The sequence below is a fragment of the Hymenobacter lapidarius genome (genome assembly GCF_001816145.1).
Classification (GTDB): Bacteria; Bacteroidota; Bacteroidia; order Cytophagales; family Hymenobacteraceae; genus Hymenobacter; species Hymenobacter lapidarius.
In genome coordinates, this window is sequence record NZ_MDZB01000084.1 from 42,023 (window position 1) to 65,421 (window position 23,399).

Here is a 23,399-nt window from a genome sequence, read left to right on the forward strand (position 1 = left end):
CTATTGCTGCCCTTGAGTCTTCTTACCGCTTTTTGCTACCTGAAGTGCCCACCCGTAGCGCAGGTGCTTCAAGCCATTGGCTCCCATTTCTTACTTGGCCACTTCAGAGCCACAGGCAAGGGGCAAACAGGTAAAAAGCCTATATCCAGTGCCTTCCTCTTTCATTTTATACCTAAACTCATATTTTTTAGTATTAAGTTGACCTCGTCCGGAGTACATTTGGCAGATTGCAATTTATTACAATCAATTTGCCCTATTCTTATTGCACCTCACGTGTAGCAGATAGTCACCCAGTCATATTTAGGAGCATCCTTGAACAACGACGGTATGGTGCCGAGAAGCGGAATCATGTCTACTTCTGCAAGTGATAAGACCTTCCCGCTAGTGAAGTACAACGTATGAAAACAATTGATTACTCACGCGTTACGCTCTTGCTAATTGGCCTGTTGTTGGGCATTGCCCCAGGCGCCACGGCCCAACGCACTCAAATCCGCGGGTTTGTGGACGCCGTGTCCTACTACCAAAATGGCAAGGTCAGCTTCGGCCTCGGCGAGCAGGACTTGTTCATAACGTCCGAGATAACGGAACGCCTGTCCTTTCTGGGCGAAACCGTTTTCAAGTTTTCGCTCGCTTCGCCCACGAATTTCGACATCAGCGTCGAGCGCATCATTCTGAAATACAACTACGCGGGCAACCACAGCGTCTTGCTGGGCAAGCACCACACGCCCATCAACTACTGGAACGACACCTACCACCACGGCCGGGTGTTCTTTCCCACCATCGACCGGCCCCTGCTGTTTGCGCAGGGCATTATCCCACTCCACACCACGGGCGTGAGCCTGCAGGGGCAAAACCTGGGCCGCCTCCGCTTCGGCTACGACGCCATGGTAGGCAACGGCATCGGGTCGGGCGATGTGGTGGACAATAACCCCCTTAAGTCCGCCACGCTGGCCGTGCACATCAAGCCCACCGACGGCATGCGGCTGGGGGCCTCGCTGTACCACGACGCCATTTCGAAAGGCAGCACCATGCACAACCACTCGGGCGGGGTAAGGCCGGTGGCCCTCACCCGGATAAGCCAGGACATCATGACGGGCTCCGTTTCCTACACCGACTCGGTTTTCTCCAAGAAGTTCGAACTGTTGGCCGAAAGCAGCATGGTCAGCAGCCGCTCCGATAGCCTCGGCATGCAGCGCGCGGTGGCCACCTACGTGTACGCTGGCCTGCGCCTGACTGAGAAAATCATCCCCTACGTCCGCGTCGATGACACCCGATTCACCAGCAACCGGGAAGTGTATTTCCTTTCCAATAACACCCAATCTTTCGTGGGCGGGTTGCGCTACGAATTGAGTTACCTGGCCGTGCTGAAGCTCGAATACCAACACACCAACGGCTCTGTGCGCCCCCCCTCCGATAAGGTTACCTTCCAGGTGGCCGTGGGCTTTTAATTCGTACTGTATATGACCTGGGCCTACCGGATTACGTTTTTTTTGCTCCTCATTGGGTTCTGGCACACCCCGGCACGCGCGCAGGACCTGAACCTCGCGGTTATTGGCAATGGCAAAGGAGTTCCGCCCGAAATGAAGCTGGCGCAGCTGCGGTCCACCATAAAAGGGGAAAAGCTGCGCTGGCCCGACGGCAGCAAAGTGGTTATTGCCCTGCTGAAAACCACCACGCCCATCGGCCAGAACACCAGCAAGAAAATCTACAACATGAGCGCCAACGAGCTGAACAAGTACTGGCTGGCGCTGGTGTTCCAGGGCAAAGCCGACGCGCCGAACTTTTTCAACTCCGAAAACGAGCTGGCCGACTTTGTGGCGCAAACCACCGGGGCCATTGGCGTGGTCAACCAACCCGCGCCGGGCAGCAAAACCATCACCATCGACGGAAAGAAATTTTTATAATAACTGCTCTTTTACGTCCTTCTACTTTAGGGCCCGTCCGATATGGTAAAGAGCTCACATCGTTTGTCCGTCTTACGAATCATCAGCCATTTGCGGCTCACGGTCAAAACCAAAATCTGGTTGGCCGTGACGAGCATCGTGCTGTTATTTTCCTTCTTCGTCCTTTTCTACCTACCCGTCATTCAGGAGCGCAGCTTGCTCACCAACTTTAACAAAGACGTGCAAAACCATGCCAATACGGTGGCGCTGGGGGTGAAAATTGCCATGACTGAACAGAATTTCCAGGGGGTGCAAACCGCCATGGACTTTGTGAAGAAAGACCCTCTCCTGCAATACGTGAGCTTGCTCCAGACCGATACTTCCTGGAACGCCGCCCACACCCGGTACCGCATCGCGCGCACGGTTTTCAAGACCTACCCGGAGCGGAAGAAAATAAACGTCGACGCCACCTCCAACGATTCCACGGTGGTCAAGCGGACCAGTTTTAACACGCCGATGATGACCGGTGAAATCATGCTCGCCTTCTCCACCCGGGAAATTATGCAGAGCAAACGGCAGATTCGCATCACCTCGCTGTTTTTTAGCTTCCTGGTGTTCAGCATTGGCATCGGCATTGGCTTTGGCCTGGCCAAAAATATTTCCGTGCCGGTGCTGAAGCTGCGCGACGCGGCCACCAAAGTGGGCCGGGGCGACCTCACCCAGCGCGTGCAGAGCACTTCGCGGGACGAGATTGGGGAGCTGGGCGCGGCGTTCAATAAGATGGTGACCGACCTGTCGACCGCGCGCCACGAGCTCGAAGCCCGAACGAGTGAGCTGCTAACCGAGCAGCAAAAGTCCGACGACTTAATGGCAGGCCTCAAGCGCACCCTGACTGACCTGCGCGAAACCCAGGAGCAACTCATCCGGCAGGAGAAACTGGCCTCGATTGGCCAGCTCACCAAGGGGCTTGTGGACCGGCTGCTCAACCCCCTGAGCTACGTCAGCAACTTTGCCGACGTATCGACGGAGATTTTGGCGGAGTGCCAGGAGTTGTTCGCCCCGGGCTCCTACGCTGCCGACCAGCAGCACATGCAGACCGAACTGCTACCCCTGCTCGCCATGATTGAAACCAACACCAGCAAAATCAAAGAGCACAGCTCCAGCCTCACCCGCATCGTTCGCAGCATGGACAAACTATTGCAGGTTAAGGCGAACTACTTCGTCGAAGTCGACCTCAACTCGTTTGTCGACGAGCAGTTGCTGGCGTATCGAAACGAATCGGACAGCGCTTATCAGAATGTTGCGCTGCAGCTGATTAAAGGCGATAATCCGGAAAGCATCGTCGTCCGCCTGGTGCCCACAGAGATGAGCACGGTCCTGTATAGCTTGCTAAACAATGCGATGTACGCGGTGCATGAGAAATCCCTGCGGTACCCGGATTTTCAACCCATGCTTACTGTCGTTACAGTCTTTCAGGAAAACGGCGTGGAAATACAGGTTCACGACAATGGCGCTGGCATCCCGGCCGTTGAAAAGGAACAGCTGTTTTCTCCGTTTTTCACCACAAAGCCCACCTCCAAAGGCACCGGCCTGGGGCTATTTATCAGCCAGGACATTGCCCGCACTCACAAACGCCATATCACCGTGGAAACGCGGCAGGACGTGTGCACCACGTTCACCATCAACCTGCCCGCTGCCGCCGCCGTGGCCGTGAGTTGAGCGCTTGGGCGTTGGCATCATGCCACAGCGCGGCCGCTATACCCCGTGATTGAAGGAATGGGAAAGGCGTTTGCCGAAACTGCCCGCAGGCTACGCGCTTGGGTGTGCAGGAATTGCCGTATGCTCACCGCTCCGGCAAGCACCAAGGCTCTTCAGCATTTGTACATACTGGTGTCCTCTAGGCTTACATGCGCTCCAATCTCCTTATCACGCGTGCCGTTATGATGAGAAGCTTCTTTCTGGCCCTGCTGTGTCTTTTCAGCGTCTCACCCGTCTTGGCGCAACGGGAAAAGCAGAAAGTCCTTTTCTCCGACATCGACAATTATTGGGTGGCTCACGACAGCTGCCGCACCAATAAAGAAAGCCTCAGGCAGCTGCGGCGTCTGAAAGGTCTTCACATCGGCAAGAGCACACTGCCAAGGAGTAGGCGACGCGATTCGGCGGTACCCGAAATTTTGGAATTATTTACGGCCTATCACACTCACACTGCGGGCCAATGGGGCGGCTGCAAACCTGGAGTTCTACCTATGGTGGCCCGCCGCTCGCACGTGGCACCTACAAAGCTGCCACCACCCTGGACTTCGCCGCCCTACCCCTTGACACCTATGCCGGCTTGGCCGCGGTGGGCGACCCGTACAACGTGCTGGCCATCATGGCCATCATGGCCGGCAATGGCCAGGTGCAGCTCTGGCACGTGAAAAGCGGCAAGCAGCAGTGCCTGGTGCAGGTCTTTGTGGAGCCCTGCGCCACCATCACCCTGCGCCTGGAAGTGTGGGGCGGCCAGCGCTACCGCTTCGCCTACAGCACCGACGGCTCGACCTGGAACCCGCTGCCCACGGACAGCTTTTCGCTCAACGGCACCTACCTGCCGCCGTGGGACCGCGGCGTGCGCGTGGCGCTAATGGCGCAGGGCGAAAGCGGGCACCGCGCCACATTCCACAACTTCATTATCCGCAACCAGCGCTAACGGTTGGCAACGAGTGCTTGGGGCTACAGGGACAGAGGAGTGAAGTCTGAAACAACAAAAAGGGCCCAACACAATGTGCTGGGCCCTTTCTTATGACTGCAATCGCACGGGCTAACGGCGGCTCTTTGACTTGCTGGAAGTCTTCGATTTGGAAGGAGTGCTCTTCTTAGCAACAGGTGTCTTGGCAGTGCTTTTTTTCGTGGTGGGCTTTTTGGCGCTGCTTTTCTTGGTGCTGCTGCTCTTTTTAGCGGCCGCCTTCTTGCTGCTTGCTGAGCTCCTGGCGCTGCTGCTTTTGCTCTTGCTTTTGCTGGACTTGGCGCTGGAGGCCGACTTGCTCTTGGATTTTGACTTGCTGCTGTGCGACTTCGATTTGGAGCTGCTGCGGGTGGCGTGGCGGCGGGCTTCGGCGCGCGCCTCGGCTCTGGCTTCGGCCCGGGCTTCTTCGCGGCGGGCGGCGGCCCGGCGGGCGGCCAGGGCCTCGGTGTTGCGGGCTTCGTAGCTGCGGGTGGTGTGGGCCGGTACGGCGGCGGAGTTGGCTTCGTCGCCTTCGGTGTAGCGGGCCGTAGCGTCCGATTCGGGCGCGGCGGTGTTTTCGTCGGTGGTGGTTTTGGGGGACTCTGCTACGACCTTCTTGCGCCGCACGGGCATCAGAAAATCACGCTCGGCCCGCTCGCGCAAACTTAAGTTTTCCTCACCAGGTAGCTTCGAAACGACGGTTTGCTTCTCGGTTTGGGCTTGGGCTCCGCTCCAGCTCAGGAGCAACGTTAGGAGGACAAATAGGTGCTTCATAGATGATTATATAAACCCGACTAAAGACAAAGCTAGCCCCCGACCCGCTTAAATGCAAGGGAAAAGGTGGGTGGGACGTCCGGAAGGGCCTTTACAGGGTCCAACGGCCTATTTTTCCGGTCCAGCTTCTCCTGCCACTAACCGGAGCCGTACCCCGGCCGAATTTGCCCCAAATTCGGGGGCGTACAGGCACTGCACCTGGCTGAGGCCGCCCGAAAAATCGCCGGCCTGCGCTGCCCGCAGCCGGTACTCGAAGACGTGCGTGCCGCGGGGCACAGCGCCAAAGAAAAAGTTGGTGGCCGCATCGCGCGGCGACTCGTAATAGCCCAGTCCGTTCTGGTATCGGTAGCCGCTCAGCTGGCTGATGGGCTCCAGGCCGGCGGCGCGCTGGTCCTTGAGGTGCACGTATTCGAGGGCACGGTCGGTGCGCAGCACCAGGCGCACTACCACCACGTCGCCCACGGGTATGGGCATGGCGGCCGAGATTTTTACCAGCGCCGGACCGCCCGTGGATTGAATTTCGTGGTAGAGCTGCCGCTCCAGGCTGAGCGGCGTGGCGGCGGGCGTCACCTTATCCATGTCCTCGAAATACTGCCAATAAAGCGCCCCCCAGGCCACGCCGGCATCGGGCTTGCGGATGGTGACTTTGCCCTGCGCGGGCTGCACCTCAGCGGCGGGCCAGCTGGTTTTGAAGTAGCCGGTGCCGGCCTGTGCTGCTTCGGACTGCACGGCCTGGCCGCCGACGGTGATTTGCAGCGGCTGCCGGGGCGCGAGCCAGTCGGAGCCACGCAACAGCAGGGCATAGCAGGCATCGGCGGTGGCGCGGGTGCTTTCCCAGTGGTGAGTTTGCTTTTGTTTGAGCAGCCAGAGCTTCATCTCGTCCACCGATTTTTGGTCGTTTTTTACTTCATCATAGGCTTCAATGAGCGTGGCCTGGGTTTCGGTGGGAGCCTCGCGCCAGTAGTAGCCGCCGCGCACTTCCTTCCAGTACATGCCCAGTTCGGGCGAGTGCAGGGCGTTTTCGGTGAGGGCGCGTAGAATATCCCGGGTAGCGGGGGCCGTTTTGGTGTCGCGGAACAGCGCCAGCGCTATTTGGGCCTGCAGGTAGCGCGTCTGGCTCGGCCAGAACGTGCCGGCTTGCTGGCGGTAGTAGGCGGCAGCTGGTTTGGCGGCGGGCACCACGGCGGGCTGCGGCCAGAAGCTGCGCGCGTACAAGGCCTGAATCTGCAGGTCGCTTAGGTGGTTGTCAGTCAGCTTCACGCTTTTCTGGCGCTTCAGCTCGGCGTAATCGCCGGCTAGGCGGCCGTCGAGGTAGCGCAGGGCCTGCTGCAGAATGGGCTGGGCCAATGGGTCGGTGTCGGCATCGAAGGCGCCCAGCTTCTTCAGCTTGCCGAAGCCGGCCACGATAAGCTGCGTGATGTACTGGTCATCGGGCATCTTCTCAAACCACGGGAAGGCGCCGCTTTCGGACTGCATGCGCTGCAGCTTGGCCAGGGAGGCGGCGGTTTCGGTGCGCAGGCGGGCCTCGTCAAACAGGGTGGTGAGGCGGGCCAGGCGCTCGGTTTCGCCCTGGGCGTCGCGCACCCAGGGAGTTTCCTGCAGGAGCAGTTTTTCAGCTCCTGGTTTTGGGCCAGCTTGCTGGCGAGGGCGTTTTTCTGGGCGGCAGTGCCGTTTTGGGCCTGGCGCGTCCACTCCGCCAGAATGGTTTTGAAGCGCGGGTTCGACCTAATGATTTGGGCGGCAATGAGGTTGGCGTAGAGCCGGCTGAATACCTGCTCCGAGCACTCGTAGGGGTACTCCATCAAGTAGGGCAGGCTCTGCACAGCACACCAGGCGGGGTTGGCCGTCATTTCCAACGTCAGCGAGTAGTTGCGGCGCGTGGGGCTGCTGGTGCTGGTGAGCTTTTTCAGCTCGAACTCCCGCGTGCCGGGGCCCACGACAGGCAGCGGCAGGCTCTCGGTGATGAGCAGGCGGTTGGGCAGTACGGGCAGGGTGTTTTCCTCGCCATCGGAGTCGCTAGTTGTCAGTTGTTGGTTGTCAGCTGTCGAGGCTTTTTTGCCTTTCTTGGCCTTCGCCTTCTTGGCTTTCTCTTCACCGACAACTGACAACGAAGAACTAGCAACCACCCGGTACGTTACCGCAACCGGCGCGAAGTCATTTGGCAGGCTGATTTCCCAGCCCATCGCGGCGCTCTGGTGCGCGGCAGCCGATACGGCTTGCTGCGCCGGGCCTTTCACAAGCTGGCTGGTGATGTCCTGGCCGGTGGCAGCGTCGAGCAGAAACAGCTGCGCGGTGCCAGCGGTGGCGTGGTCGGTCAGATTGGAGAACTTGGCGGGAAAGGTGAACGTGTCGCCCTGCCGCAGAAAGCGCGGGGCGTTGGGTGTAATCTGGATTTCCTTTTGGGTGACAAGTTGCCGGGCCAGCTGGCCGCTGCGCAGGTTTTTGTCGTGGGCCAGAGCCAGTAGCTGCCAGCGTGTCACGGCTTCCGGCATCTGGAATTCGAGCACGATGCTACCGTTGCGGTCGGTGCGCAGGGCGGGCTGCCAGAAAGCCGTTTCGCGGAAGTCGGTGCGGGTGGGCACCGCCGAGAGGTCGACCGGGCGGTTGGTAGTCGTGGTGGCAACCGCAGCCGTCAGGTCGCTGCGGCCCTGGCCGGCGCCAAATCCCGTGACCACCACTTCGTTGAGCTGTTTGGATTGTGCCGACGCATCGGCCATCTCGGCTAAGTCGGGCGCCGCGGCGGGGCGGGCCATTGAGCCGCGTATGCGCACCCCACTCACCTGGCTATCCAGAGTGTGTCGTATACCATCGGTGAAAACACCCCAGGTATTGAGCTCCGGATAAGCAATGCCATCTACGGCAGCGCCCGTATTTCCCTCCCGCGCAAGCGCACTCATCCAGTTAGCCGCTGCGAAGTACCCCTGCCAATTAAATTGCGCGGGGTAGTAGCCCCCGCCCAGTTCCAGCCCCATAAAACGGTGCTGCCGGAAAATATCCAGACTTTGGTCGTAGAGCGTGGCCAGTAGCTCGGCATCGGCGGGCTTGCCCGTGGCCTGGCGGATGGTGAGCTGCCAGGTTTCCTGCTGGCCCGGCCGCAGCTTGTCGCGGAACGTGCTAATGGACAGCTGCAGCGGCGCGGGTTTTTCCGCCACCTGCACCACGGCCTCGTGCTGGTACAAGTGGTTGTCGCGCACCTGCACGGTGTGCAGGTGCAGCGGGCCCGCTGCACTGGCCGGGCCGCTGGACACCGTGATGCGCCGCTGCTCGCCGGCTTTCAGCGTCAGCCATTCCTGACGCAGGAGCTTGCCGCCGCGCTCGGCCTGCACCAGAACGCGGGCATCGGCAGCGCTGCTGCCCAGCAGGAACGTGGCGGGCTGCCCCGGTGCCACCGTGTCGGCGAGGGCCACAAACCAGTCGGGCGTGGCGTAAGGAATGGTGCTGGCCTGCGAATCGTAGAGCGTGAGCTCGTGCCGGGCCCGCGCCGAATCGTCGCCCGTGGCCTGGGCTTCGAGCAGGTAGCGGCCCGTGGGCAACGCGGTCAGGGCCGCGTTCAGGTTGAGGACCGGGCCGGCTTTGGTGTCAAAAGCCACAGTGCTCACCAGCTCGGGCGAAGCTTCGTTCTCGGGTGTTTCCGGAGCAGGGCCGGGTACGCCGGGCGGGTTGGGCCGGTAGCGACGGGCCAGGAGGCGCACGGTGCCCGTGGTGGGCAGGGGCTCGCCGGTGGCGTTTACCCCCAGCAGGGTGAAGGCGGGCAGCCGCTGCTTGTCGGCCTGATTGGGGCCGGCCATGCTGAGGCTAAGGGGGTTGCGGCCCACGGGAAACGCGCGGGTGCCGGTGCGCGTCTCGCCGGCCGGGTCAGTCACGTCGGCCACTACTTCAAACAAGTAGCCCGGCTCCCACCGGCGCGGGCGGCCCGGCGCTTCGATGACTAGAGGGGGCGTGAAGGTGATGGCAAACCGGCCCGCCGCGTCGGTGCTGGTGGTGCCGTGGGCTATTTCCTGGGTGCCGCCCTGGTTGGGCGCGTAGCTGCCACCCCGGAAACCGTAATCGAACATCGGCCACAGCTCGCGGCGCGTGACGCGGTAGGCTACTTGGGCGCCGTCGGTGGCCTGCCCGGAGTAGGCGCTGGCCTGCCCCCGCACCGTGAGCGGCTGGCCCAACTGCGGCCGGCCGGGCACAGAGTCAAGCTGTACGAAGAAGGTGGGGCGCTTGTAGTCCTCCACGGCAAAGGTGAGAGAACCGTCGTCGGCTCTCAGCGTGAAATCACCGTTGAGCAGGCCCGCGGGCAACACAAACGAGCCGTGGAAAGAACCGAACTCGTTCGTGACGAATTCCAGCGACTGTACGTTTTGGCCGTTCACGTCAATGAGCTCCACTTCCTGCTCCTCCCTGGTCAGCAGCTGGCTTTTGCCGCCTTTCTGCTCCACCAGTATGCCTTTGAAATATACCGTTTGCCCCGGCCGGTAGATGGCCCGGTCCGTGAATAGAAAACAGCGGGTATCGCCATCATTCGACGCCCGGGCATAATGCTGGCCAATGTTATCGAGCAGAACGGTATCGGCCCCTTTCCACACTTTAATGGACACCACCCGCTCGGCATTCGTTTTGCCATCGGCCGAGGTGGGGGCTGGGAGCGTCACCTCGCCGGTGGCCGCCGTCTGGCGCCGCTCGGAAGTGCGAGTGACCTGCTGCCGCTGCTGCGAATCATAGCTGCTGTAGGTGCCCTGCACCTGCACGCCCGCCAGCGGAATGCCGCTCTGGCGCTGCAGCACCAGCAGCTGCGGCGTCCCGGTAGCTGGCTCGAACCGGTGGACCACACTCAACTCGCTGGCGCCTACCAAGGCGTAGGAAGTAACGCTAGTGGCCGCAACCTTGCCCGAAGGACTAGTTGCGCTGCTGATTACGAGGATGTAGTAGCCCGTGGGCAGGGCCTGCCCGGCGACGGCCAGCGGCCGCGCCTTGTATTCAAGCGCCTCAGAAGGCACCGGAATATCCCAACTGGCGGCTGGCTTGGCGTCTTTTATCTGCTTCTGGTATTCCTCAACATCCCGCTGCCGAAGGTAGCCCGCGCGCTTCAATGCCGTCCATTCCCGCAGGGAAATAGGGTAGGCGCGGCCGTGCAGCTCGGCCACATTGCGCACCGTCAGGTTGAGGCGCCAGGGCTGGTTGGGCACCACCAGCTCGGTAGTTTCTATTGCCAGCTCCGGGCGCTCAATCTGCTCGCGCAGCTGCCGCGCCCGCGCCGCGCCACGCGACTTCGGAAACCGCGCCTCCGCCTCCCGGGCCAGCTTCACGGCGGCCACGTTGTCGCCGTCTTCGCGCACGGCTTCGGCCCGGCGGGCCATGAATTCGGTGCTGATGGGTAGGTCGGCGTAGGTCGCAGTCATGCGCAGCAGGGCGGGCTCGTACTGCTCGGCCAGGTCGGTGCCCTGGGTGATGCTGTTTAGGAAATCCAGCCGCTGTAGGTCCACATCGGCCAGTGCGGCCCGGTTGGCTGGTACCTGCTGCTGGCGCGAGGCCGTGAGCCGCTGCAGCACGTGCAGCGCGTGCAGCTGCCCGTTGAGAGAATCGGCATCGGGCGCGAGCAGGCGCAGGGCGGCAAACTCCGCTGCCGGGCCAAACAGCTTCGGCTCGGTGAGCTGGAACTGCTGCTCGGGGCGGGTCACGTATAATTCCTGGTTTTTCAGGCCCTCAATGGCGCGGTGGGCCAGCAGGTCGTACAGGCTGGGGCGCAGGGCGCGGCCTTCGGTATCACCATTAAAAACCAGGTCACCCAACGTGCGCAGGGAAATATAGAGCTGCTTTTGGGGCGCGTCTTCCACCGACTGGTAGTAATGCCGCACGATGGCCGCGCCCAGCCGGCCCATGTCCCAGGTGGCCAGGCTGGTGCCGCCGTCAGCGGTTTTCTGGTCGTCGGTGGTGGGCCGGGCGCCGGCCGTGCGGCCGTAGAGGCGGTAGCGGTTTTGGTTGAGGTAGGTGGTGTAGAGCTCGGCCAGCAGCGAGTGCAGAATGGGCCGGGCCGGGAAAGTGGCTGTTTTCAGCTCCGTTTCGAGCAGCGCAATGGCTTTCTCGGCCTCGTCCTCTTCCTTGGCTTGCAGCAGGCGGATTTTGTAGAGCAGGGCCCGCACGTAGGCGGGGTCATTTTGCTCTTTGCGGGCCTGCTGGTAGATGGCCTCCACCAACGGCGCGGCCGTGGCCGTCTGCCCTTTTGCGAGCAGGGCATCTACTTTTTTCCACTGGGCGGCGAAAGGAGTGGGCGATGGCACGGCGGAGGTGCTGCTGAGAACGACCATCAGCAGCAAGCAGGCGAAAAGGAAGAAACGCATAAGCAGAAAGCAGGTTTTGGGTGATGCCTTATCGATGCCGGCCCGGCTGATATTGCATACCCATGGTACCGCTTTTGTGAAACAAACCCCTGCCCCGACAATGCCAGGGCGGGGTTCGGGAGGAGAAAATCAGAAACAAGCCGGCCTAAGCCGCTGACTTCTTGGCGCCCACGACGTGGCCGGCCAGCACGGCCTCGGCCTGCGCCACGTGCCGCTGAATGTGCACCACGAGGAATTCCAGCTGGTCGGCCAGCCGGAGCAGCAGCAGCGGAAATACGGCGTTGGGGATGAGCACGGCGTTGGCGTTTACCTGGCGGGCCAGCAGCGCCAGGCGCAGCAACTCGTCGATTTGGCGGCTGAACACCTCGGCCACGGTGCGGGGCAGGCGGTTGCCGGTGGGCGCGTAGCGCTGGGGCGTGTTGTAGGTTTTGATGCTGGCCGGGGTGCGCATGGCGTTCACAAACCGGCCACCGAAATAGCCCTGCTTCACGGTAGGCGTGGGCTTGGAGCCGCGGGCCTGGGCCTTGGCAATTCGTTTGGCGATGCTGGGCAGGTAGTAGCCGCCCACAATGTTGAGGTGCTCCAGGCACTGGCCGGCGCTCCAGCGGCTGGGGCTGGGCCGGCGGTTGAGCTCCTCGGCGCTCAGGGGACGGAAGCGCTGCTGGGCCTTGACCCGCAGCAAAAGCAGGTCCTCGGTCAGCTGGTCAAAAAAATCGGAGGTGGCGCGGACGACAGCAGGCATAGGCGCGGGGGCTAACAAGCCATAAACATACAAGTAGACGGCCGATTCTGACCGGACACGGGCCTGAGCGCACGGCTGCACGCGCGGCAAAGGGTAGTGGCCCGGCTTCCTGGGCTCCCGCCAGAACAACCCTTGTACCGCTATAGTGCGCCGGCGACGCTTTTGTCCACGGGGTTTTTACGGTTATTTCCCGCAAGCTGTTCACGTTAATTTTTTGGGCCCTAATCGGCACAGGAGCACCAGCGCATAAACCTCCTATCAACCCGAGCAGTTGGCGCCGCAGCCTTTCCTCCCCGCAGCGACAAGGGCTCCCTACCGAACGGCCCCAATGGCTCCCCCTCGGCCCAAATGCGTTTTGTATTCGCACGCTTGCTCGCAGGCTCCGCGTTGCCCCGGTTGCCTTGCCGCAAGAAGCAACTGCCAGGGCACCGGTATGTTGGGGCCCCTAATGTCTTTTTGCGTTTTTTATTCGAACCAACAGCCAGCCCAAAGGCGCTTTCTGAGCTGTAAATGCGGCCATAAAACAAAAATATTTAAATACTTAAATTTGATAAGCATTTAGTGCTAATCAGTTTTAGGGCCGTTTTGTCCTTTTACGGGGCCGGGCCGGGGCCGTTCCTTTGCGGCTCATCCCCCACAGCTGCTGAGCCACCGGCTACCTTGCCGGCTCATTCTGACTTTTTTTCTGATGTCAATCCTTCGCAACCCTTTCTTATGCGCCGCCCTGCTGGGCCTGGGCGCGGCCTCCGCCGCGCGGGCCCAAACGCCCCCGGCCGATACGGCCCGCTTCTACCGCCACCACCTGGGCCTGACGGCCAGCCCGCAGCTCGACAAATTCTTCACGGCCAACCGCAGCTTGCCCGTGGGCCTGCTCTACAAGCGCCAGACGCAGCCCCACGCCCTCTGGCGCTTTGGGCTGATGCTGAACCAGGACTACCGCCGCCGGGATGAGAACCAACGCCCCGTGCCTAACCTCAAGTCAAACGAGGAGTACGAATACAACAACCGGGGCGCCAGTGCCAGCGTGGGCCGGGAATTTACCCACCGCTTCTCCCCGCGCTGGACCGGTACTGCCGGGGCCGACCTCGTCCTCGGCTTCTCCTTTTTCACGCACACTGTCAAGCAGCAGTACGGGGGGGATTCCCCTCCAACCATCCCCCCGACTCCCCCTTCCCCGCCGTTTGAGAACGAGCAGACCGATTACTTCCGCCAGTATCATGCGGCGTTCATGCCCTTCGTCGGTCTTCGCTTTGCCGTGCAGCCGCGCCTGTACGTCAGCGCCGAGTCGTCGGTCAACGCCGCCTACTCTTGGCGCACCATCAAAAGCGACTCTAAGGTGACGGATTTGTTGACGGGGGAGGTTTTGGGGCGCAGCGGGCCGATACGGCAGGTACTTACCGACCAAACGTTTGCGCTTCGCTTCAAGCTCGTCAATCAACTCAGCGTGCATTACCAGTTTGGCCGCTAGTAACTGGATTTAGTCGTGTTCTTTTTTTACCAAACTTTTCTACCAAAACATCTCATGAAAAACGTTTACAATCAGCTGCGCAGATGCATTTCTGCGCTCGTACTGTTGCTCAGCGCACTCTCCCTAGCACATGCTCAGAGTTGGTCGCCGGCTACCCCGGCTACCGTTTGCCCGGGTGAACCCGGGATTTATACCCTCTCTGGCATCCCTACTGGCTCACGTGTAATATCGGGGAAGAACGCTGCCACTATTTCGGGCGGGGCATTCACCATTACACCCACGCTGGATACGAGTAAGGGCAGTATCAAATGTGAAGTGGTTTGGGGGGATGACCCCACCGGCGGTAAAATAACGGTGAACGTTGAAAGTCCAACTCGCGACGCTAATGGCAATATCACAGGTTATCAAACCATTTCCAACAACACGTTCACTGCCCGTATCCGTTCAGTCGCCGGCCAGCCCGGCCCAACGGGTTCAACGAGCATTCCCTTTTGCAGCACGTCTACGTTCACGCTTTCGGTTGAACCCATTGGATACTTTGTCAACGTGCCCAACGAGCCGATTCCAGCCTACCTGTGGGAGGTGCCGGCCAGCTGGGCGGTAACGGGCGCTACGCTCATTCCCTCGTTTGCCACCACCCCCAACGACTTCCGCCTCTACCAGGGCTCGCAGGGCTCGCGCAGCATCTCTGTTACCCCGACGCCGGGCGGCAACGTGGACCTGCGCGTGTTTCAGTACAGCAGCACCTGCAACCAGACGTATTATCCTTCCTAGCCCTACAAGCTGCTCAGCTTTCCGGGGGCCTTCCGCATTCGGCGCCAACCCACGGTTGTGGTCAGTTCGGGGCCAAGCAGCGTGTACTGCGGCGACCGGACCGCCGTTACCTACACGGCCCAGGTCAGCCAAACCAATGGGATTGCGCGGTTTGACTGGACGTATCCCAGCGGCTGGACGGTGCAGGGCAGCGCCAGCGGCAGCAGCATTACGCTCATTCCCAGCGGGAGCAGCGGCGGCAGTGTGTCCGTCCAGGCGGTTTACACTTGTGGCGGGGCGACCACCCTGGCCGTGCCCACCTCGGCGCCCGTCAACGTGACCCTGCGGCCGGAGCTGGCCCCGCCAAGGTTTACGGCCGGCAACTACGACCTGTGCCTGAACGAAACCAGGCGCTTTGAAGTGGCGCCCGTGCCCGGCGCGAGCAGTTACGAGTGGACGGTGTCGCCCGGCAACCTGTCCCCCAGCGGCCCGATTACGACCACCGTACCCTACCTCGACATCACGGCGCCCGCCAACAACTCCCAGCCCGATGGCGAAGTGTCGGTCGTAGCCAAGGCCACCAACGGCTGCCTGCCCTCGACGCGGGCTACGGTGCGCTTCCAGATTGGGGCCGGCGAGGCCACGTTCAGCAGCTCGGCCAGCTACTACGGCTACGTGTGCCCCGACGGGCCGGTCTCCTTTACCGTGGAACGGTCCAAGCAGCGCGGCGCGGACGCCTACGTCTGGTACGTCAACGAAGTGCCGGACTACAACCACGGCGGCTCGTTTCAGATAACGGCCCCGTCGGCCGGAAACTCAACCTACGTGCGGGTAGTGGTGACCAACGACTGCAGCGGGTCCGGCGTGCTGTTTGAGTTTGGCCAGGCCGTGTACGGGGCCACCGAAATCGACGGAATGCCGTGCCAAAACGTGCGGCTGGGCACGGAGCTCTGCACGGCCACCTACCCCAACCCCGCCGACGCGGCGCTCACCGTGGAGCAGGCGGCCGGCGCTACCACCACGATTTACAACAGCCAGGGCCGGCTCATGTACACGGCCCGGAAAGGCAAACACACGGCCACGGTCGACACCCACGCCTGGCCTGCGGGCCTCTACTACCTGCACACGCAGACCAATAAGAGCATGGAGCGCTGCCGCATTCAAATCGAGCACCGCTAGGGCGTAAGCCTGCGCGGCCCGTCGTGGTCATTAAGCCTTCCTGTATTCGGACTTAAGTACGGGGGACCTTTCGTCCTACCGTGCGCCTCACCCAGGCCCCCTCCTTTTCGAAGTGGGGGGCCTGACTATTCACGCCGGGTGCCATCTGGCTCCCCCTGGGGGCCGTGCCCCATGGGGGTCCCGTGAGGCGCACGTTAAAGCTTCGGCTCCCGGCTGGCTTGCTAAGCACGGGGAAGTTAATTTTGAAGCCAGCTGCTTCATCTTTTTGCTTTATGACTTCCTTAATTCCGACCACCGCCCTGCCACTTGCCCGCCGCGTTGCGGGGCTGCTGGGGCTGGCCCTGCTGCCTTCCCTGGCCTTGCAGGCCCAAACCACCAACTCGGGCACCGACAAATTTGCGCAGCTCGAAACCCTGCTGCCCACGCCTAATGTGTTCCGCACCGCCAGCGGCGCGCCGGGCCGGGACTACTGGCAGCAGCGGGCCGACTACGACATCCAGGTCACGCTCGACGATGCCCGGCAGGCCCTGACCGGCCGCGAGACCATCACCTACACCAACCTCTCGCCCGATGTGCTGCCCTACCTCTGGCTGCAGCTCGACCAGAACGTGCTGGAGAAAAACTCCATCACGGCCACCACGGAGGTGAGCCAGCTGCAGGACCGGATGACGTTCAACGCCATTGAGGGCCTGCTGTCGGATTTCGACGGCGGCTTTAAGATTGACGCTGTGACGAGCCGCGACGGCAAAGCGCTGAAGACAACGACCAACTACACCATGATGCGCGTGGACCTGCCCACGCCTCTGCGGCCCGGCCAGTCCTACTCCTTCAACGTGAAGTGGCACTACAACGTGAACGGCCAGCAGGTGCGCCGCAATGGCTACGAGTACTTCCCCGAGGATAAAAACTACCTCTACGAAATTGCGCAGTGGTACCCGCGCATGGCCGTGTACTCCGACAACCAGGGCTGGCAGCACAAGCAGTTCCTGGGCAGCGGCGAATTCACGCTGCCCTTCGGCGACTACAAGGTGAGCATCACCGCGCCCGCCGACCACGTGGTGGGGGCCACCGGCACGCTGCAAAACGCCGCTCAGGTCCTGACCTCCACTCAGCAAAAGCGCCTGGAGCAGGCCAAAAACGCCAGGAAGCCCGTGCTCATTATCAGCCAGGCCGAGGCCGTGCAGAACGAGTCGAGCCGAAGCACCAAGACCAAAACCTGGAACTTCGCGGCCAAAAACGTGCGGGACTTCGCCTGGGTGAGCTCGCGCAAGTTCATCTGGGATGCCATGGGCATTAAGCAGAACAACAAGACGGTGATGTGCATGAGCTACTACCCCAAGGAGGGCAATCCGCTCTGGGGCCAGTACTCCACGGAGGCCGTAGCGCACACCATTAAGACGTATTCCAAGTACACCATTCCCTACGAATACCCGGTGGCCATCTCGGTGCACGGGCCCATTTTCGGCATGGAGTACCCCATGATTTGCTTCAACGGCGGCCGCCCCGAAAAGGACGGCACCTACTCGGCGCAGACCAAATACGCCATGATTGGCGTGATTATCCACGAAGTGGGCCACAACTTCTTCCCCATGATTGTGAACTCCGACGAGCGGCAGTGGTCGTGGATGGACGAGGGCCTGAACAGCTTCATGCAGTACCTCACCGAGCAGGAATGGGAGCGCACGTACCCCTCGCGCCGGGGCGAACCCCGCAACATTGTGGAGTACATGAAGACCGACAAAAGCCTGCAGTCGCCGATTATGACCAACTCGGAGTCAGCCCTCCAATTTGGCAATAATGCCTACGCGAAGCCGGCCACGGCCCTTAATATTCTGCGCGAGACGGTGATGGGCCGCGAGCTGTTCGACCACGCCTTCAAGACCTATGCCCAGCGCTGGGCCTACAAGCACCCCACGCCGGCCGACTTCTTCCGCACCATGGAAGACGCTTCGGCCGTGGACCTGGACTGGTTCTGGCGCGGCTGGTTCTACACCACCGACCGCACCGACCTGGCCCTGGAATCGGTGAAATCCTACACCCCGAGCACCGGCGACCCGGCCGTGGAGAAAGCCCGCCTCCAGCAGCTGCAGGCCGCCGCCGCGCCCTCCATCTCGGCCCAGCGCAACGCCACCGACCTCAAAAGCACGCTCATCGACGAGAAGCCCGAGCTCAAGGACTTCTACAACGAGTACAACCCGCTGGCCGTGACCGCGGCCGACCAGCAGCGCTACGCCGCCTACCGCGCCGGCCTCAGCCCCGAGCAGCAGCAGCGCCTGGGCCAGCAGCAGTACTTCTACGAGCTGAGTTTGCGCAACGTGGGCGGCCTGGTGATGCCCGTCATCATCCAGCTCACCTACGCCGACAACAGCCAGGAAATCCAGACGATTCCCGCTGAAATCTGGCGCAAAAACAACGAGAAAGTGACCAAGGTGCTCGTGACCAAGCAGCCCGTCATCAGCTTCGTGCTCGACCCCTTCCAGCAGACAGCCGACACCGACCTGAGCAACAACGCTTTCCCCCGCCAGCCTGCCGCTTCGCGCTTCGACTTGTTCCAGCAGCAGCAACAGGCCGCCCAGAACCCCATGCAGCAGGCGCAGAAAAGCCCAGCCGGCGGGGAGAAGTAAGCCCCTTTTTTGTTGCGAATTATGATTAAAGTTGCTGTCATGCCCATCAGCAGGACAGACGTTATTTGGAAGCATTTATTCGTCGCCTTCGCCCTCTCGGCCGGCGTTGCGGCGCGGGGCGCCGTGGTCGGCTTCGTTTTCGTCGCCGGTTTCGCTGCGGTTTTCCTTGCGGGCGGCCTGGCCGTAGTTCTGGGCGCGGTCTTCGATGCGCTCATCGCCTTTGGCCGGCGAGCCCTCTTTGCTGCCGGGCTGGCTGTCGCTGTAAGCATCGTTGTAGGAGCCGCCGCGCGAGCCCATGCCCTGGCTGGCGTCGCCGCCGTTGCCCTGCACGTAGCCGTTGCGGTCGTCGCCGGTGCGGAAATCCGGGTCGAGGCGGGGTTCTTCGCGGCCGCGGTCGCCGTAGCCTAGGCTGCTGGCTGGAATCTGGCCGCGCTGGTCGGTCATTTCCGGGGTATTGGTGGAGTAGCCGGGATGCTTTTCCTCGCGCCGGCCCTGCTTGTCGACGCCGCCGGGAGTTGGCAGGTAATCTTCTGCTTGGTTGCGCTGTTCGGCACCTGCGGGGTTAGCGGGGCGGGCTTCCGTGGCGGCAGCGGGCGTGGCAGCGCCCCGCAGGGAAGTGTGGCCGTAGTCGTCGGCGTAGCCCCGGTCGGGGCCCTGGGCCGAGCCGTTGTCGTTCTGGAAGGCGCTGTTTGTGTCGGCCCGGTCGGGCTGGTTGCGGTTGTCCGCGTTGGGCCCTTTGTAGTCAGAACCTTGGATTTGCCCGCTCTCCGCCGCTTGGCCCGGCGCGTTGGCCACCGCGCTACCGGCCTCAAACCCGTATTCGGTGCGGGCATCGGGCCGGGCATCGCGGCCGTCGTAGCTGCGGTAGGCATTGTCCTGGGGGCCGGGACGGCCAGCACCGCCGTAGTACTGGTCTTCGGCCGAGTTGCGGGGCTCGTAATCGGCCAGCCGGTTTTGGTTGCCAAAACCGCCGTGGGTGGTCCCGATTTCGCTCTGAGCGCCGAACTCGCCGCGGTTGGGGTCGCTGTCCTGGTTTTCGCGGCGGTCTTCGTCGCGGTAGCTGTCCTGGGTGCTGTTGCCGAAATTGCCACCGTAGGTATTGGCGGGCCGCAGGTCGTCGGGGTTGGCTTCTTTGTTTTCCTGCTCTTCGCTCTCGGCGTCTACGGCACCTGCGCCCGCATTCATTTCCGAATCCACGAGCGACTCGCTCGAAGCGGGAGCACCCGGGCTGCTGATGTCGGGGGTGGCGCTCGGTGCCTGGGCGGGCGGACCGCCCGGGATGCCCACGCCGGTGCCGGGGCCGCCGGGTTTGGCGGCCGTGTTGCCCACCGGGCCATCAATGCGGTTGCCGGCAATGTCATTCGATTCGGTATTCAAGTTTATTTCCTCGTTTTCCATGGTGAGCGTTGGGCGTTGCAATCGGTGAAAGGATGAACTTCCTGTCTATACGCGCCCCCCTAGCCGTTGTTTTGCTTCGGGTGGGCCAGCCTCAGCCCTTCTGTGTTTCTAGCTGCTATTCCCCGCCGCGATTTTACCTTTGTGCGGCATTCTGCTGCGGCAGCTGGCTAGTGGTCGTCAACCCGTGGCCGGCTGCGTGCGTTAGTTTGATGCCCCTTTCATTTTACCCCATTCGCTTATGCTCACCGGCACTGTTAAGTTTTTCGACGACACCAAAGGCTTTGGCTTCATCGTACCCGACGATACCCAGGAAGAAATTTTTGTACATCAAACCGGTCTCATCCACGAAATCCAGGAAGGCGACCGGGTCGAATTCAACATCAAAGCCGGCAAAAAAGGCCCCAATGCAGTGGATGTAACCCGCCTGCAATAGCGCCTGCGCACACCCCCAAAAACAGAAAAGGCCGGTTCCGCACCATGCGGGACCGGCCTTTTTTTTGTGCAGGCGGCGCTTATTTCTTCTCCTCGTGCTTGGCCACGCGCACGCCCATGGCCATGAGGCCGGGCAGCTGCGCCTGGCGCATGTACTGCTCCAGCGTAAGGGTATAATTGCCGGGTTTGGCGAAGCGCTGGTTGGGCAGGGCCAGCAGCTGGATGTCGTAGATATCGCCGGTGCCGCTGCCCTTGGGCTCGCCGGTTTTGGGGTCCAGCAGCAGCATCTGGTGCAGCCGGGGCTTCCCCACTTGCCCACCCGGGCCGGTAAGGGTGTGCTTCACGTAAAGGTTGTAGAATCCATAGGCCGAGGCATGGCGCACGTTAAAGTACACGTCGTAGCGGGCCGTGGTGTCCTCAATGGCAAAGGTGAAGGCCGGCTTTTGCTGCACGTCCCAGGAGTAGTTGGGGAAGTCCGTATTCTCCTCAAACACCCGATTGGGGTCGCAGGCAGTGAGCACGCACAATAACCCGGCTGCCAAAGCGCCTCGAATTGCAATGATTTGATTCATAGTAGATACCCTGGGCACAGCGCTTGCTGCAGCGTAGTGAGCCAGCCCCCGCCAACTGGAGGCCCGGCTCACTACGCCGCTACAACCGTTAAATAAACAGTCATTCAGTAAGTGGTTAACGGTTAGTCAAGAAACTGTCCATTCACTAACCGTTAACAATTATTCCCCTGCCGGGGCCGGCGCGGAGCCTTCAGCTTGTCCTTGGTCTTGACGCCGAACTTCTGCTCTTCGTCAATAATGAGCAAGCCCAGGTCTTTGAATTTGATGTCCTTATTCGTGAGCCGGTGCGTGCCAATCAAAATGTCGGTTTTGCCCTCCGCCACGCGCTGCAAGGTTTCCTTAATCTGCTTCGTGGATTTGAAGCGGTTGACGTACTCCACCGTCACCGGCAGCGTGGCCAGCCGGTCGCGGAACGTCTTGTAGTGCTGCATGGCCAGGATGGTGGTGGGCACCAGCACGGCGGCCTGCTTGCCATCGGCCACCGCCTTAAACGCCGCCCGAATGGCAATTTCCGTTTTACCAAAACCCACGTCGCCGCAGATGAGCCGGTCCATCGGGTGGGGCTGCTGCATGTCCTGCTTCACGTCCTCGGTGGCCTTGGCCTGGTCGGGGGTGTCCTCGTAAATAAAGCTTGATTCCAGCTCGGCCTGCATAAATCCATCGGGCGAAAACGCGAAGCCCGGCGCCGTTTTGCGCTTGGCATACAGTCGAATAAGGTCGGCCGCAATGTCCTTCACCTTCTTCTTGACCGACTTTTTCTTATTCTCCCACTCCGGCGAACCCAGCTTGCTCATGGTCGGCGGCGAGCCCTCGGCGCCGCTGTACTTGGCAATTTTATGCAGCGAGTGAATGCTCACCGTCAGCAGGTCATCATCCCGGTAAACAAGCCGAATGGCCTCCTGAATCTGCCCGTTGATGTCCACCTGTGTCAGGCCCGCAAACCGGGCGATGCCGTAGTCCTGGTGGGTCACGTAGTCGCCGGGCTGCAGCGTTTTGAGTTCCCGCAGCGTGAGGGCCTTTTTCTTCGAAAACTTCTTGGTTTCCTGCGCCCGGTAGTAGCGCTCAAACAACTGGTGGTCGGTGTACACGGCCAGCTCCAGCTGCTCGTCCACGAACCCCTCGCGCAGGGCCAGCAGCAGGTGCTGGAACTTCACGTTATTGTCCAACTCGTCGAATATCGTGCGCAGCCGGTCGGCCTGCCGCACCGTATCGGCGGTGATAATGGTAGTGAAATTGCGGAGCTGGTTCTCCTGCAGGTTCTTCACCATCCGCTCAAACTCCTTGTTGAAGCTCGGCTGGGGCTTGGCTGCAAACTGAAACGTTTCGGCATTTTTGAAGTGGAAGCGCTTGCCGAATTCCACCACCGCAAACTCGTCGAGCAGCTTCTTGAAGCTCTTGCCCGACTCAAACAAGTCGCTGGGCTTGCTCACGATTTGCATGCCGCCCGCCTCACTCAGCATCTGCTGGAAGTTGGCCTCGGCTTTCTCGTACAGCTCCGTCACCACGTCCAGCGTCTGGCGTACGTCCTTCGCCCAAATACAAGCCGTGCGGGGCAAAAACTCGAAGAAGGCCTCCCGCGTTTCCGTCAGCATTTTGGTCTGCACATTCGGGATAATGCTGATGCTCGGCCGCGCCTCCACCGACAATTGCGTCTCCGGATTGAACGTGCGAATGCTCTCAATCTCATCCCCGAACAGTTCTAGTCGAAACGGCAGTTCATTCGCGTAGCTGAACACGTCCACTATGCCGCCGCGCACCGCATACTGCCCCGCTTCGTACACAAAATCCGTTTTCTCAAAGTCGTATTCGCCCAGCAGCTCGCCCAGGAAATTCACGTCCAGCTTGTCGCCCACCTTGGCGTTGAAGGTGTTCTTCACCAGACTCTGCCGGTTGATAACCTTCTCCGTCAGCGCCTCCGGGTAGGTCACAATAAACACGCTGTTGCCCGTCGTGGCCGCCCGCGTAGTATTCAGTCGGTTCAGGGCCTCGGCGCGCATCAGCACGTTGGCATTCTCGGTCTCATCAAACTGGTACGGCCGCTTGTAGGAGCTCGGGAACAGCAGCGCCTCGGGCCCCTCCGGCAGCAAGTGCTGCAGGTCGGACAGGAAGTAGGCGGCCTCGTCCTTGTCGTGCAAAATGAACACGTGCGGGTGCTGCGCATGGGCCACGGCCGCCGCCACCACGGCATCCTGGCTGCCTACCAGGCCGCGCAGGTGCAGGCGCACGCCGCTGGGCTCGGGCTTGGCGGCGCGCGCAGGCGCGCGGCCAGGGTTTGCAGCTCGGGAGAAAGGCGATAAAGACGAAGAAAATCAGCTACTTGCACGGGTAAAAAGGCTTGCGAACGACAAATAAAGTAGCCCGGCCGGATTGATTCCGGTCGGGCAGCGGCCTAGGATACAGCGTAGCCGAAGGTAAGGTTTCCGGAATCGGAACCGTTTTCGGAATCAAAATCGTAGGAACGCGCCTTGGCGCGTTTGGGGTGTGGCGCGTTCGGCTCGGGGGGCGTTCAATCGTTGCACAACGCAGAATTGTGTCCGGCCGGCCGCA

General features: G+C 61.3%; 16 protein-coding genes. 9 read left to right on the top strand and 7 right to left on the bottom strand.

What is annotated here, in order from left to right; all coding sequences use genetic code 11:
- Positions 1–398: 398 nt before the first annotated feature.
- From BEN47_RS05540 to BEN47_RS05555, 4 genes are all read left to right on the top strand, one after another.
- Positions 399–1,448, top strand: coding sequence for a hypothetical protein (locus BEN47_RS05540; RefSeq protein ID WP_125921516.1), 1,050 nt, complete (start codon positions 399–401; stop codon positions 1,446–1,448).
- A 12-nt stretch (positions 1,449–1,460) separates the two neighbouring features.
- Positions 1,461–1,904 carry a hypothetical protein gene (locus BEN47_RS05545; protein WP_070725966.1) on the top strand — a complete coding sequence of 148 codons (444 nt, stop codon included), beginning with the start codon at positions 1,461–1,463 and terminating at the stop codon, positions 1,902–1,904.
- Positions 1,905–1,967: 63 nt separating this feature from the next.
- Entirely contained in the window at positions 1,968–3,602 is a 1,635-nt protein-coding gene (locus BEN47_RS05550; protein ID WP_158010866.1) for a HAMP domain-containing sensor histidine kinase, read from the top strand.
- 496 nt (positions 3,603–4,098) lie between these two features.
- Positions 4,099–4,569, top strand: coding sequence for a beta-xylosidase family glycoside hydrolase (locus BEN47_RS05555; protein WP_070725970.1), 471 nt, complete (start codon positions 4,099–4,101; stop codon positions 4,567–4,569).
- A 111-nt stretch (positions 4,570–4,680) separates the two neighbouring features.
- On the opposite strand, the gene BEN47_RS05560 is transcribed toward BEN47_RS05555, so the two are convergent.
- The 4 genes from BEN47_RS05560 to BEN47_RS05570 form a co-directional block, all read right to left on the bottom strand.
- Positions 4,681–5,358 carry a hypothetical protein gene (locus BEN47_RS05560; RefSeq protein WP_070725973.1) on the bottom strand — a complete coding sequence of 226 codons (678 nt, stop codon included), beginning with the start codon at positions 5,356–5,358 and terminating at the stop codon, positions 4,681–4,683.
- A 108-nt stretch (positions 5,359–5,466) separates the two neighbouring features.
- Positions 5,467–6,834: an alpha-2-macroglobulin family protein gene (locus BEN47_RS22610; protein ID WP_317039468.1), complete on the bottom strand. Its 1,368-nt coding sequence runs from the start codon at positions 6,832–6,834 to the stop codon at positions 5,467–5,469.
- Complete coding sequence (locus BEN47_RS05565) at positions 6,741–11,684, bottom strand: MG2 domain-containing protein (protein ID WP_070725975.1); 4,944 nt, start codon at positions 11,682–11,684, stop codon at positions 6,741–6,743. Before BEN47_RS05565 ends, BEN47_RS22610 begins: the two co-directional genes overlap by 94 nt.
- 145 nt (positions 11,685–11,829) lie before the next feature.
- Positions 11,830–12,426: a DinB family protein gene (locus BEN47_RS05570; RefSeq protein WP_070725977.1), complete on the bottom strand. Its 597-nt coding sequence runs from the start codon at positions 12,424–12,426 to the stop codon at positions 11,830–11,832.
- Between the two features lie 688 nt (positions 12,427–13,114).
- On the opposite strand from BEN47_RS05570, the gene BEN47_RS05575 reads away from it, so the two are divergent.
- The 4 genes from BEN47_RS05575 to BEN47_RS05590 all read left to right on the top strand — a co-directional run bounded on the left by BEN47_RS05575 (position 13,115) and on the right by BEN47_RS05590 (position 18,450).
- On the top strand, positions 13,115–13,894 hold the full coding sequence (locus BEN47_RS05575) for a hypothetical protein (protein ID WP_070725978.1): 780 nt from the start codon (positions 13,115–13,117) through the stop codon (positions 13,892–13,894).
- Between the two features lie 546 nt (positions 13,895–14,440).
- Positions 14,441–14,668, top strand: coding sequence for a hypothetical protein (locus BEN47_RS05580; protein WP_070725980.1), 228 nt, complete (start codon positions 14,441–14,443; stop codon positions 14,666–14,668).
- 57 nt (positions 14,669–14,725) lie between these two features.
- Complete coding sequence (locus BEN47_RS05585) at positions 14,726–15,826, top strand: PKD-like domain-containing protein (RefSeq protein WP_125921517.1); 1,101 nt, start codon at positions 14,726–14,728, stop codon at positions 15,824–15,826.
- A 272-nt stretch (positions 15,827–16,098) separates the two neighbouring features.
- Positions 16,099–18,450 (top strand): M1 family metallopeptidase, encoded by a 2,352-nt coding sequence (locus BEN47_RS05590; RefSeq protein WP_070725985.1) that lies wholly within the window; start codon positions 16,099–16,101, stop codon positions 18,448–18,450.
- A 75-nt stretch (positions 18,451–18,525) separates the two neighbouring features.
- Here BEN47_RS05590 and BEN47_RS05595 read toward each other — a convergent pair whose 3' ends face one another.
- Positions 18,526–19,869: a hypothetical protein gene (locus tag BEN47_RS05595; RefSeq protein WP_125921518.1), complete on the bottom strand. Its 1,344-nt coding sequence runs from the start codon at positions 19,867–19,869 to the stop codon at positions 18,526–18,528.
- A 217-nt stretch (positions 19,870–20,086) separates the two neighbouring features.
- Here BEN47_RS05595 and BEN47_RS05600 point away from each other — a divergent pair, with 217 nt between their 5' ends.
- Complete coding sequence (locus BEN47_RS05600; RefSeq protein WP_070725989.1) at positions 20,087–20,281, top strand: cold-shock protein; 195 nt, start codon at positions 20,087–20,089, stop codon at positions 20,279–20,281.
- Between the two features lie 79 nt (positions 20,282–20,360).
- Here the strand turns inward: BEN47_RS05600 and BEN47_RS05605 are convergent, their stop codons facing one another.
- Entirely contained in the window at positions 20,361–20,801 is a 441-nt protein-coding gene (locus BEN47_RS05605) for a gliding motility lipoprotein GldH (RefSeq protein WP_239691508.1), read from the bottom strand.
- Positions 20,802–21,004: 203 nt separating this feature from the next.
- Positions 21,005–23,077: a DEAD/DEAH box helicase gene (locus BEN47_RS05610; RefSeq protein WP_070725994.1), complete on the bottom strand. Its 2,073-nt coding sequence runs from the start codon at positions 23,075–23,077 to the stop codon at positions 21,005–21,007.
- Positions 23,078–23,399 lie beyond the last annotated feature (322 nt).

What these genes read in the sequence shown, in the direction of transcription:
- BEN47_RS05540 (WP_125921516.1), top strand. Translation starts at nt 399, where the DNA reads ATGAAAACAATTGATTACTCACGCGTTACGCTCTTGCTAATTGGCCTG.
- BEN47_RS05545 (WP_070725966.1), top strand. Translation starts at nt 1,461, where the DNA reads ATGACCTGGGCCTACCGGATTACGTTTTTTTTGCTCCTCATTGGGTTC.
- BEN47_RS05555 (WP_070725970.1), top strand. Translation starts at nt 4,099, where the DNA reads ATGGGGCGGCTGCAAACCTGGAGTTCTACCTATGGTGGCCCGCCGCTC.
- BEN47_RS05560 (WP_070725973.1), bottom strand. Translation starts at nt 5,358, where the DNA reads ATGAAGCACCTATTTGTCCTCCTAACGTTGCTCCTGAGCTGGAGCGGA.
- BEN47_RS22610 (WP_317039468.1), bottom strand. Translation starts at nt 6,834, where the DNA reads ATGCAGTCCGAAAGCGGCGCCTTCCCGTGGTTTGAGAAGATGCCCGAT.
- BEN47_RS05565 (WP_070725975.1), bottom strand. Translation starts at nt 11,684, where the DNA reads ATGCGTTTCTTCCTTTTCGCCTGCTTGCTGCTGATGGTCGTTCTCAGC.
- BEN47_RS05570 (WP_070725977.1), bottom strand. Translation starts at nt 12,426, where the DNA reads ATGCCTGCTGTCGTCCGCGCCACCTCCGATTTTTTTGACCAGCTGACC.
- BEN47_RS05575 (WP_070725978.1), top strand. Translation starts at nt 13,115, where the DNA reads ATGTCAATCCTTCGCAACCCTTTCTTATGCGCCGCCCTGCTGGGCCTG.
- BEN47_RS05590 (WP_070725985.1), top strand. Translation starts at nt 16,099, where the DNA reads ATGACTTCCTTAATTCCGACCACCGCCCTGCCACTTGCCCGCCGCGTT.
- BEN47_RS05600 (WP_070725989.1), top strand. Translation starts at nt 20,087, where the DNA reads ATGCTCACCGGCACTGTTAAGTTTTTCGACGACACCAAAGGCTTTGGC.